Here is an 11,448-nt window from a genome sequence, read left to right as displayed (position 1 = left end):
TTAAGTTAGGTGGCAGGATGCAACATTTACTCTTTGTGTATGGAACCCTACGTCAGGGCGAAAGTAACCATAATTTTTTGGCTGATAGCCAATGCTTGGGGCATTTTGAAACACCGCCGCACTACGCTTTGTATGATTTGGGCACCTATCCAGCAGTAATCGAAGGTCATGATACGATTCTCGGTGAAGTGTACCTGATTGATGATGAGACTCTGGCTAGGGTGGATAAACTCGAAGATGTGCCCGTCGAATATCGACGTGAGCAGATTGAGACACCTTTTGGTGAAGCTTGGATATACTTGTATCAAGACGGTAGCATGCTCGATACCATCATTTCATCAGGGGATTGGTGTCAGAGGGTTTAGCTGTTATAGCCATGGAAAAAGAGCCAGCATTGCTGGCTCTTTTTTATTATTTCTGTGCGCGTTCGTAAGACTCTAGAATCTCTTTGCGAGCTGACTCTACGTCTTCCCAACCGTCGACTTTTACCCACTTGCCAGACTCAAGCTCTTTATAACGCTCAAAGAAGTGCGTGATCTGTGCTTTTAGCAGCTCAGGCAGGTCGTTTACGTCTTTAATGTGATCGTATTCTTTTGACAGCTTAGTGTGTGGTACCGCCACTACTTTCGCATCTTCACCAGACTCATCCGTCATCTTTAGAACACCGACTGGACGGCAGCGGATCACTGAACCAGGCATCAGAGGGTGTGGTGTTGGAACCAGAACGTCTACTGGATCACCGTCTAGAGACAGAGTGTGGTTTACGTAACCATAGTTACATGGGTAGAACATAGGTGCAGACATAAAGCGGTCGACGAACACAGCACCTGAATCTTTGTCTACTTCATATTTGATTGGATCAGCGTTAGCTGGGATTTCAATCACGACATAGAGGTCATCAGGAAGAGACTTACCTGCTGGTACGTTGTTTAAACTCATTAAGAAAGTTCCTTTTTTAGTTTGTACCTCAATGAGGCACACGGGCTGAATATAAGACCGGAATACCTTACTGCTAAACTCGGTTTTATGTAAACCAACTAAGGCGAGATTTTGCTCAAGAAAATGTGAAAAAGGCGCTCGAAAGCGCCTTTATATTTAATCTTCTGGGTGTTGCTCTAAGAACTCTTCTACTTTCTTGACCATGTTTTTTGAGCCAACAAAGAAAGGCACACGTTGGTGCAGCTCGGTTGGTTTGAGGTCCATGATACGAGTTTTACCATCAGACGCTACACCGCCAGCTTGCTCAATGATGTAAGCCATTGGGTTGCATTCGTATAGCAAACGCAGCTTACCGTTTGGATGGCTTTGCGTACTTGGATAAAGATAGATGCCGCCTTTAAGCAGGTTGCGATGGAAGTCTGCGACCAGTGAACCAATATAGCGTGACGTGTAAGGACGCTGTTCGCTCGGCTCATTTTCCTGACAGTATTTGATGTACTTCTTCACACCCATCGGGAAGCGGATGTAGTTACCTTCGTTGATTGAGTAAATCGTCCCATCTTCAGGAATCATCATGTTTTCATGAGACAAGCAGAATGTGCCCAGAGATGGATCGTAGGTAAAGCCATTGACGCCTTTACCAGTTGTGTACACCAACATCGTTGAAGAGCCGTAAATTACGTAACCTGCAGCGACCTGCTTGTGGCCTGGCTGAAGGAAATCTTCTTCTGTCGGTGGGGTGCCAATAGGTGACACACGACGGTAAATCGAGAAGATGGTACCGACTGACACGTTAACATCGATGTTTGAAGACCCATCTAGCGGATCCATCAGGACCACGTATTTCGCGTTTTTGTTCAGCTCTTTATTGAACGCAACGGCTTCGTCTTCTTCTTCACTGGCAACACCACAAACTTGATCACGGGCTTCTAGCGCTGCTTTAAACTTTTCATTCGCGTAAATATCCAGCTTCTGCTGGTCTTCACCCTGTACGTTCTCAGTACCGACTGCACCGGTAATGTCACCAAGACCAGCTGCGTTGATTTCGCGGTTAACGATTTTTGCAGCAAGTCGGATAGAAGAAAGTAGGGATGATAGATCACCGCTAGCGTGGGGGAAGTCCGCTTGTTTCTCAACAATGAACTCGCCAAGGGTGCGCATTCCAGACATGATTTTTCCTTTAAGTCGCTTCAATATAGGGGGATTGGCGTTGGTGATCTCTGACGGATCTTAGATTTCGCCTAAGCCTAGTCTAAGAGTTAGATCTTTTTATTGGTAATGAACTAACTGACTGAGATCTCGTTTTATTTGTCGACTTGATAACGGTTTTCATCTGCTTGTTTGAAGCCATGCGAACAGAATAACGCGCATTACACGCAATCATTTGCGTTCGTGTGACGAAAAAACAGTGAGCAAAGTAGTTCGCTTTTCTGCGCATAATCGCCATAATGTCAGCTCAGTTTTCGCCTTGGAGAAGGTTGTTTATGCATATTCATATCTTGGGAATTTGTGGCACATTTATGGGAGGTGCTGCAATTTTAGCTCGTCAATTAGGTCATAAAGTGACGGGCAGTGACGCCAACGTTTATCCACCAATGAGTACATTGTTGGAGTCTCAAGGTATTGAAATCATTGAAGGCTTTGACCCTTCTCAGCTTAACCCTGCACCTGATCTGGTCGTTATCGGAAACGCGATGAGTCGAGGCAACCCATGTGTCGAGCAGGTACTCAACAGTAACCTGAGATACACCTCAGGCCCACAGTGGCTGCAGGAGTTTCTTCTCCATGACCGCTGGGTGCTGGCTGTGTCAGGAACCCATGGTAAAACCACGACTTCCAGCATGCTGGCGTGGATTTTGGAAGACTGTGGCTATCAACCTGGCTTCCTTGTTGGTGGGGTGTTGGGCAACTTTGGTATTTCAGCGCGTTTGGGCGAAAGTATGTTTTTTGTCGTTGAAGCCGACGAATACGACAGTGCTTTTTTCGATAAGCGTTCTAAGTTCGTGCATTACCATCCTCGCACGTTAGTTATGAACAATTTAGAGTTTGATCATGCGGATATCTTCGATGATCTGGAAGCGATCAAGCGCCAATTCCATCACTTAGTCAGAACCGTGCCGGGTAATGGCCGAATCCTTGCCCCGCAAGGTGATTCAGCAATTGCCGATGTATTACAGCGTGGCTGCTGGAGCGAAACGGAGTTCAGCGGTGAGCAAGGTGACTGGCGAGCGGAGAAACAAGTCGCCGATGGTTCAATATTCACAGTCTTCTCCCAAGGGGAAGCCGTTGGTACTGTGAAGTGGGATCTGGTGGGCGATCATAATGTCGATAACGCTTTGATGGCTATCGCAGCGGCTCGTCACGTGGGTGTTACTCCGGATTTAGCCTGTCAGTCGCTAGCGAAATTCATCAATACCAAACGTCGACTTGAGCTAAAAGGTGAAGTGAATCAGATTACGGTTTACGATGACTTCGCTCATCACCCTACGGCGATTGAACTTACTCTGGGTGGATTGCGTAATAAGGTTGGCAAAAAACGTATCCTAGCTGTACTTGAACCTCGTAGTGCGACGATGAAACGTGGCGTGCACAAAGAAACATTGGCGGCGTCCCTTGCTCAGGCCGACGTCGTCTTCCTTTATCAACCAGATAATATCGAATGGTCTGTCGAGGACATTGCCCAGCAATGTCAGCAGTCGGCTTATGCGTCAGACAGTGTTGATGCGTTAGTCCAGATGGTGACAGAACAGGCTCAACCGGGCGATCAAATTCTGGTGATGAGCAATGGTGGGTTTGAAGGCATCCACGACAAGCTGCTGGCTAAACTCGCCGAATAGATTAATGTAGTAGTATGAACAATGAGAAAAACAAAGCAATTACACTCGCTTTTACGGGGGCTTCTGGCGCACCGTACGGGCTTAGATTGCTTGAGTGTCTGCTAGCCGCTGGCTATCAGGTACATTTGCTGATATCGTCAGCAGCTCGAGTTGTGTTAGCAACTGAGCATGATATGAAATTGCCGGCGAACCCAGACTCTGCTCAAAAAACGTTGGTCGCCCACTTAAACTGTGATGCCGAAAAGCTGATAGTCTATGGTAAAGACGACTGGTTCTCTCCTGTGGCTTCTGGGTCTGCGGCGCCAAAACAGATGGTTGTGTGTCCTTGCTCTGCAGGCAGTGTCGCTGCCATCGCACATGGTATGTCCGACAATCTCATCGAGCGCGCGGCTGATGTGGTGATGAAAGAGCGCGGGCAGTTGTTGCTGGTCGTGCGTGAAACACCATTCTCTACGTTGCACCTAGAGAACATGCATAAGTTGTCGCAGATGGGCGTCACCATTATGCCTGCGGCACCGGGCTTCTATCATCAACCTAAATCTATTGATGATCTGGTTGACTTTATGGTGGCGAGAATTCTCGATCATCTTAATGTTGAACAGGGACTTGTCCCGCGTTGGGGATATGACCAGCGTGCTTAACTCTGGCTAATTGATAACATTACGATTACAATTCAGCCGATACTCATCGGGGAGCTATTCATCGCACAGATGAAGCTGAGATTGGGCAAAGCCCAGGACCCGTGTACCTGAACCAGATAATGCTGGCGTAGGAATTGAGTCTGAACATTTGCCCTATCAATGTTTCCTCAAGCCTGTGCCGCTCAACCAAGGAGAGAGCGAGCAGTGAAAACCACTTTAAGCACCATCGCTGTTGCCACACTGACATCTTTTTCTGCATTGGCTGCAGATAACACCCTTACCGTTTATACCTATGATTCTTTTGCCGCGGACTGGGGCCCGGGACCGAAAGTGGAAAAAGCTTTTGAAGCGCAATGTGGTTGTGATGTGAACTTTGTCGCTCTTGATGATGGCGTTTCTATTCTTAACCGCCTGCGCCTCGAAGGGGACAACAGCAAAGCGGATATTGTGTTAGGTTTGGACAATAACCTGATGGCAGAAGCGCAGAAAACAGGCCTACTGGACGAGCACAAGGTCGATACCAAATCGGTCAATCTGCCTAATGGCTGGGAAGACAGCACTTTTGTGCCGTATGACTTCGGTTACTTTGCGTTTGTCTACAACAAAGAAAAGCTCACCAATCCACCAAAGAGTCTCAAAGAGCTGGTGGAATCTCGCGATGATCTGAAAGTGATTTATCAGGATCCCCGTACATCAACGCCGGGCCAAGGCCTGATGTTGTGGATGAAATCTGTCTATGGCGATGACGTCACCCCAGCATGGCAACAACTGGCTAAGAAAACCGTCACTGTGACCAAAGGTTGGTCTGAGGCTTACTCTATGTTCCTTGAAGGTGAGTCAGACATGGTGTTGTCTTATACGACTTCACCGGCTTATCACCTGATCGCGGAAAGCGACAGCAAATACGCTGCCGCTGATTTTACAGAAGGCCATTACACTCAAGTTGAGGTTGCGGCTAAAGTAAAAGCATCGAAAAGTGAAAAGTTAGCCGATGAATTTATGACGTTTATCCTTAGCGACGACTTCCAGTCTTTGATGCCAACAGGTAACTGGATGTACCCAGTAACTGAAGTCGCACTGCCTGAAGGCTTTGAGACACTGACGGTACCTGAAAAAGCCTTGAGCTTTAGCGCAGAAGAAGTGGCGCAAAACCGAAAATCCTGGATACGTGAGTGGCAAAGCGCCTTAACCTTCTAAGGAGACGCTTTGCGTAGTATTCCAAAATTGGGACTCTGGGTCGCGATTGCTATCGCGGCCTTTGTTGTTTCTGCTCTCGGTGCTTTATTAGTTGCCGCCCCATCTCTGAATATCGCTCAGGTTTGGTCAGACCCTTATTATCGGCATGTCACCAAGTTCAGCTTTTACCAGTCGTTCCTGTCGACTCTGCTCAGTGTTGGCTTAGCCATCCCAGTCGCGCACGCACTATCTCGGCGTACCTTTCCTGGTAAATCTTTGCTGCTTAAGCTGTTTGCTACCACATTAGTACTGCCTGTGCTGGTTGGGGTGTTTGGCTTACTGGCGATTTATGGCAATAGCGGTCTGATATCGTCAGCTTTTGTATGGTTTGATTCTAAACTGCCATTTTCGATTTACGGTCTGAACGGTATTTTACTTGCGCATGTGTTTTTTAACCTGCCTTATGCGACGCGCTTGCTATTGCAATCATTGGAGTCTATTCCGGCTGAACAGCACAAACTGTGTGCTCATCTAGGTATGGGCCATTGGCATAAATTTAAGTGGGTCGAATGGCCTCGCTTGCGTCAGCAGTTGCCGCACGTGTGTGGCTTGGTGTTTATGCTGTGTTTTACTAGTTTCGCGACGGTAATGGCACTCGGTGGTGGGCCGAAATCGACCACGATAGAACTGGCGATATATCAAGCGATCAAATTCGATTTTGACTTGCAGGCAGGGGCATTACTGGCGATATGGCAGATGCTACTGTGTGGCATTACGGCGTTGGCAGTGCAGCGTTTGACTAAGCCTGTGGCTGTGAGTTCTGGTACACAAGGTCACAACCTTTATATGGCAAAGGATTCGATCTGGTCACGTATCTGGGATTGGAGTTGGATTGGCCTGAGTATACTATTAGTGCTGCCACCTTTACTGATGGTGGTACTCAGTGGCATCAACTCAGAAGCCCTATCAGTGTTTACGGATCAACGATTTTGGTTGGCGTTATGGTCGTCACTTAAAGTGGCAACATTGGCGAGCGGTATCGCGCTTTCGGCAGGGATTGCAATATTGCTGAGCAGCCGTCGATTGCGTTTGAATGCAAAAAACCGTCATGCGGATCAGATTGAGTTACTGGGAACGATCATTCTTGTCACGCCCGGTTTGGTGATATCTACTGGGTTATTCTTGCTACTGCGGTCTTTTACAGATGTGTTTAGTCTGGCGTTTTTTATTGTGGTCGCGGTGAATGCTTTGATGGGCTTGCCTTACGTGATCAAAACCTTGTCACAGCCGATGCAGCATATCGAGCAGCAATACCAATACGTATGCGCAAGTCTAGGTATGAAAGGCTGGCAGCGCTTTCGCGTTGTTGAGTGGCGAGCACTGAAAAAGCCAATGGCTCATGCTTTCGCGATCAGCTTTATGTTTGCGGTGGGAGATTTAAGTGCGATTGCCCTGTTTGGTAGCCAGGAGTTCCGCACGCTGCCGTTGTATCTTTTCCAATTGCTGGGCAGTTATCAGATGGATGCGGCAGCTGTAGTGTCAGTCACTCTGTTACTGCTCAGTGTTGGCTGTTTTGCACTGATTGAAACCCTGTTTAAGGCAAACTCTAAGGTGACTTATGCTGACCCTCAATGATGTTCGTTATTATTACCATCAGGATCTATTCCATTTTGATTTAGATATTGAGCAGGGAAGTCTGGTCGTATTGATGGGGCCGAGTGGGGCAGGTAAATCAACGTTACTGGCCTTGGTCGCAGGCTTTATCGAACCTGAAAGTGGCAGTATTAAAGCTGGTGGATTAGAGGTTATGGGCAAAGAGCCTCACCAGCGTCCTTTTGCGATGCTGTTTCAGGAGCATAACCTGTTTGCCCACCTCACGGTACGTGAAAACATTGGATTGGGCCTGCACCCTGGGTTGAAGCTCAACTCAGAGCAAGTCAGTCAGGTGGAACACGCAGCGATGCAGGTCGGTATTGCGGACTATTTGGATCGCTTACCTGAGCAATTGTCGGGCGGACAGCGTCAGCGTGTTGCACTAGCTCGTTGTTTTGTTCAGCCTCATCCTATCTGGCTGCTTGATGAACCTTTTTCTGCGCTTGATCCGGTGTTGCGGGAAGAGATGCTCGGATTGGTCAAGCAATTGGCGGCAGAGCGCAATATTACCGTGGTGATGGTGACGCATCATATCAGTGACGCTAAAGCTATCGCCTCGCATTTTGCCTTTGTTGACCAAGGAAAGGTGGCGATTGCTGATACGATTGATCATTTAACCCAGCAACATAACCACGCTGCACTCAGCGGGTTTGTTAAAGCGGGTGAATAACTTTTCCTAAGAGCAAAAAATGGGCTGATGCGTTTGCATCAGCCCATTTGTATCTAAAGCAGCTTGCTTAAATCTCTTCGTCGTTGAGCTCTTTGAGCACTTGGAAGATTTCACGGAATGCTTTAGCGGGCTTACCCGCTTTTTTCTCTTTTGCTGCCTGACGTGCTAGTTGGCGTAAGCGTTGGCGATCCGCTTGTGGGTATAACTCCATTACATCAGCAATGGCATCATCGCCTTCTTCAACGACACGATCGCGTAACTGTTCCAGCTTGTGCAGTGCAGCAGTCGCTTGAGAGTGCTTGTTACGTACTTTGTCTAGTGCCGCCTGAAGTGGTTCAGGATCTTCGAAACGCATCAGTTTACCAATGTATTGTAACTGGCGACGACGAGCTTCATTTTTAAAGCGTTGTGCGTCTTTAATTGCTTCTGCAAGGTCTTCACTTAACGGGAATTTTTCTAACACCGAAGGTTTAAGACTGGCGAGTTCTTCACCCAGTTTTTGTAACTCTTCCATGTCACGTTTCATTTCGGTTTTACTGACCCAAATGATTTCCTCTTCTTCTTCCCATGGCGCTTTTTGATTCTTACGGGCCATCTTTCTGCCTTAATTTGAACATCTATTTCTCTATTTTAACAAGAATCATGGGGAGAAAGCGAAATTCTTGTTATTCTAGGGACAACAGACCTTAAGCATGAAGAAGATATGGACGTAAGACAGCAAGTCGCTCAGCAACGTGTTGAGCTTGAGGCCGCCGTTGCGAAAGCACTGGAAATGGCCGCGGAAAAATCCGATGGCGCTGAAGTCGCGATCACCAAAACCACTGGCCTGAGTGTATCAACACGCATGTGCGAGGTGGAAAACGTTGAATTTAACAGCGATGGCGCTTTGGGGATTACTGTTTACCGTGGTCAGCGCAAAGGCAGTGCGTCTACCTCCGATCTCAGTGAAAAAGCCATTCAGCAGACGGTAATGGCAGCACTTGATATTGCCAATTACACTTCAGAAGATCCATGCGCAGGCCCAGCTCCTAAAGAGCTGATGGTAAAAGAAATTCCTGATCTTGATTTGTTTCACCCTGATACACCAGACCCAGATCATGCTGCTGAGATTGCGATTGCTGCTGAGCAAAAAGCGTTATCTTTCAGTGACAAAATTAAACAAAGCGATGGTGCAAGTTACGACAGCCACTATGGCTTGAAGGTCTATGGCAACAGCCACGGTTTGCTTGCTAGCTATGCCTCCAGCCGCCACAGTACCAGCTGTTGTGTGATTGGCCAGGGCGAAAGTGGTGTCATGGAGCGTGACTACAGTTATACAGTTGCACGCCATAAAGATGATCTTTGGACGCCTGAGTCAGTTGGCTTGAAAGCGGCAGAGAAAACCATCAGTCGCCTTGATGCGCAAAAGCTCAAGACAGGTAAGTACCCTGTAATGTTCGCAGCCGATGTGGCAACGGGTTTACTTGGACACTTGGTGATGGCAATCAGTGGCGGTAACCTGTATCGCAAGTCGTCATTCTTACTTGATCATTTAGGCCAACAGGTACTGCCAGACTGGTTTAATGTTTCTGAAAAACCTCATGTGTTACGCGGTTTAGCGTCGAGCCCATTTGATAGCGAAGGTGTTACAACACAAGATCGTGAAATCATTACCGACGGTGTGCTCGCGACATACCTATTAACCAGCTATGCCGCGCGTAAAATGGACATGGCGCCAACGGGTCACGCTGGTGGTATTCATAACTGGTTCGTTCAATCGACGGGGCAAGACTTTGAGCAGATGCTTAAAGAACTGGGAACGGGCTTCCTTGTCACCGAAGTGATGGGGCAGGGCGTGAATATCGTCACCGGTGATTACTCACGAGGAGCGGCAGGCTTCTGGGTAGAGAATGGTCAAATCCAATATCCTGTTTCTGAAGTGACAATCGCCAGCAACCTGAAAGATATGTTTAATCAGATTGTCGCGGTTGGTAATGATGTTGAAACCCGCTCACAAATCCAGACGGGTTCGATTCTGATTGAATCTATGAAAGTGGCGGGTGAGTAACACACTCGGTTTTACCACTGATACAAATTGAAAGGGTTGGCGTTTTAGCGCCAACCCTTTTTTGTTCTCTGCTCTATTATTACTTCTCAAACAATTCAGTGTGCAGCTTCTGAATCGCCAATTTTGCATCGGCTTCGTCAACCAAGAAACACAGGTTGTGTGGGCTTGCACCGTAGCAGATCATTCTCAAGTTAAACTCTTCTAATGTGCCAAATACTTGTTTTGCATAACCTTTGCTCTCACTCATATTGTTGCCAATCAGCGCGACCAGACACAGGTTATGCTCTACTTCAACCGTACACAGATCTTCCAGCTCAAGACGTGCAGCTTCAGGTAACTGAGGAGCACCACCAGATGTGTCGGTTTGGTCAAGCGTTAGACTGACACTGATCTCTGAAGTAGTAATCAAATCTACCGAAATCTTGTGCTTCGCCAGAATTTCAAACACCTTGGCCAGAAAGCCGTAAGCGTGGAACATCTGTGCGCTGCGCAACGTCACCATGGTCTGGTTGCATCGTAAAGCCAGAGCACGGAAGAGAGGTGAGCTCTCGACTTGATGGCGAATCCAAGTTCCGCCTTTTTCGGGTTGCTTTGATGAACCGACAAAGACCGGAATATCATGGCGAAGAGCAGGGATTAGCGTCGAAGGGTGAAGGATCTTGGCGCCAAAATTGGCCATTTCGGAGGCTTCACTGAAGCTGATCTCTGAAATGGGAGAGGCTTTTGGGGCAATACGTGGGTCAGTGGTATAAATGCCCGGTACATCGGTCCAAATCTCAAGTCCCTGAGCTTCAACTGCTTCTGCAATAAGTGCTGCACTGTAATCGCTGCCGCCTCGACCGAGTGTCGTGGTATTGCCATCTGCATCGGCACCGATAAAGCCTTGAGTTACCACAACCTGTTGTTGGCATAACGGGATAAGTGAAGCTTGCGCTTGTTGACGAATAGTGGTCAGTTCAGGTTCTGCTTTACCAAAATTATCATCTGTGCGTAGTACGTCACGAATATCAAAGCGTACCGCATTGATACCACGTTCCCTCATTAACTGGGCCAACAGATGTGTAGACATCAGTTCACCACAGGCGACAAGGTGATCGGTCAGTTTGGTACTTGACTGAATCGAGGCGGCTTCTGCCAAACTAGTGACAGTATCTAGAATGGAATAGACCTCGCTGGCCGCTTGAGTTGCATCTTCTAGTTGATTAAGTACCGCATCATGAATACTGGCGAGTTTGGTTAGAATCGCACTGCGCTCTGTCTGATCTTGAACTCCATTCGCGAGTTCGACTAATAAGTTTGTCACGCCTGAACAGGCACTACTGACGACCAACTTTGTGTTTGGGTTTTGCTCAATGATCGCAGCACAGCGACTCATGGCTTCAAAGTTAGCGACACTGGTTCCACCAAATTTAGCAACGTTAAAATTGCCCACGGCATTTCTCCCACAACTTCCTGAAAGTAAATAAGTAATCCTTGCTTGAAGAG

At 47.6% G+C, this 11,448-nt stretch carries 11 protein-coding genes and 1 riboswitch; of the genes, 7 read left to right on the top strand and 4 right to left on the bottom strand.

The annotated features are described in order from the left end of the window. Positions 1 to 17: 17 nt before the first annotated feature. On the top strand, positions 18 to 365 hold the full coding sequence (locus QMA41_RS23615; RefSeq protein ID WP_006958319.1) for a gamma-glutamylcyclotransferase: 348 nt from the start codon (positions 18 to 20) through the stop codon (positions 363 to 365). Positions 366 to 411: 46 nt separating this feature from the next. Here QMA41_RS23615 and ppa read toward each other — a convergent pair whose 3' ends face one another. Next, positions 412 to 939, bottom strand: coding sequence for an inorganic diphosphatase (gene ppa / locus QMA41_RS23610; protein WP_006958318.1), 528 nt, complete (start codon positions 937 to 939; stop codon positions 412 to 414). 156 nt (positions 940 to 1,095) lie between these two features. After that, positions 1,096 to 2,109: a class 1 fructose-bisphosphatase gene (fbp, locus tag QMA41_RS23605; protein ID WP_281630740.1), complete on the bottom strand. Its 1,014-nt coding sequence runs from the start codon at positions 2,107 to 2,109 to the stop codon at positions 1,096 to 1,098. 314 nt (positions 2,110 to 2,423) lie between these two features. On the opposite strand from fbp, the gene mpl reads away from it, so the two are divergent. The 5 genes from mpl to thiQ all read left to right on the top strand — a co-directional run bounded on the left by mpl (position 2,424) and on the right by thiQ (position 7,916). Beyond that, positions 2,424 to 3,776, top strand: coding sequence for a UDP-N-acetylmuramate:L-alanyl-gamma-D-glutamyl-meso-diaminopimelate ligase (mpl, locus tag QMA41_RS23600; RefSeq protein WP_281630739.1), 1,353 nt, complete (start codon positions 2,424 to 2,426; stop codon positions 3,774 to 3,776). Between the two features lie 14 nt (positions 3,777 to 3,790). Further along, positions 3,791 to 4,417 (top strand): flavin prenyltransferase UbiX, encoded by a 627-nt coding sequence (locus QMA41_RS23595; protein WP_281630738.1) that lies wholly within the window; start codon positions 3,791 to 3,793, stop codon positions 4,415 to 4,417. Positions 4,418 to 4,454: 37 nt separating this feature from the next. Further along, positions 4,455 to 4,568: riboswitch (TPP riboswitch) on the top strand. 53 nt (positions 4,569 to 4,621) lie between these two features. Then, positions 4,622 to 5,614, top strand: a complete 993-nt coding sequence (thiB, locus tag QMA41_RS23590) for a thiamine ABC transporter substrate binding subunit (RefSeq protein ID WP_281630737.1) — start codon at positions 4,622 to 4,624, stop codon at positions 5,612 to 5,614. A 9-nt stretch (positions 5,615 to 5,623) separates the two neighbouring features. After that, a complete protein-coding gene (thiP, locus tag QMA41_RS23585; RefSeq protein ID WP_281630736.1) occupies positions 5,624 to 7,228 on the top strand; it encodes a thiamine/thiamine pyrophosphate ABC transporter permease ThiP in 1,605 nt (534 codons plus the stop codon). Continuing rightward, positions 7,212 to 7,916, top strand: coding sequence for a thiamine ABC transporter ATP-binding protein (thiQ, locus tag QMA41_RS23580; protein ID WP_281630735.1), 705 nt, complete (start codon positions 7,212 to 7,214; stop codon positions 7,914 to 7,916). Before thiP ends, thiQ begins: the two co-directional genes overlap by 17 nt. Positions 7,917 to 7,983: 67 nt before the next feature. Here the strand turns inward: thiQ and yjgA are convergent, their stop codons facing one another. Then, positions 7,984 to 8,511 carry a ribosome biogenesis factor YjgA gene (yjgA, locus tag QMA41_RS23575; protein WP_006958311.1) on the bottom strand — a complete coding sequence of 176 codons (528 nt, stop codon included), beginning with the start codon at positions 8,509 to 8,511 and terminating at the stop codon, positions 7,984 to 7,986. A gap of 108 nt (positions 8,512 to 8,619) precedes the next feature. Between yjgA and pmbA the strand changes: the two genes are divergently transcribed. Then, entirely contained in the window at positions 8,620 to 9,963 is a 1,344-nt protein-coding gene (gene pmbA / locus QMA41_RS23570) for a metalloprotease PmbA (protein ID WP_281630734.1), read from the top strand. A 79-nt stretch (positions 9,964 to 10,042) separates the two neighbouring features. Here the strand turns inward: pmbA and lysC are convergent, their stop codons facing one another. Continuing rightward, positions 10,043 to 11,395, bottom strand: a complete 1,353-nt coding sequence (gene lysC, locus QMA41_RS23565) for a lysine-sensitive aspartokinase 3 (RefSeq protein WP_281630733.1) — start codon at positions 11,393 to 11,395, stop codon at positions 10,043 to 10,045. Between the last annotated feature and the right edge of the window lie 53 nt (positions 11,396 to 11,448).

The sequence above is a fragment of the Vibrio sp. St2 genome, from assembly GCF_947311885.1.
Taxonomy (GTDB): Bacteria; Pseudomonadota; Gammaproteobacteria; order Enterobacterales; family Vibrionaceae; genus Vibrio; species Vibrio coralliilyticus.
The sequence above is the reverse complement of the archived record's forward strand: the minus strand, read 5'-3'. Positions and strand labels throughout refer to the sequence as shown.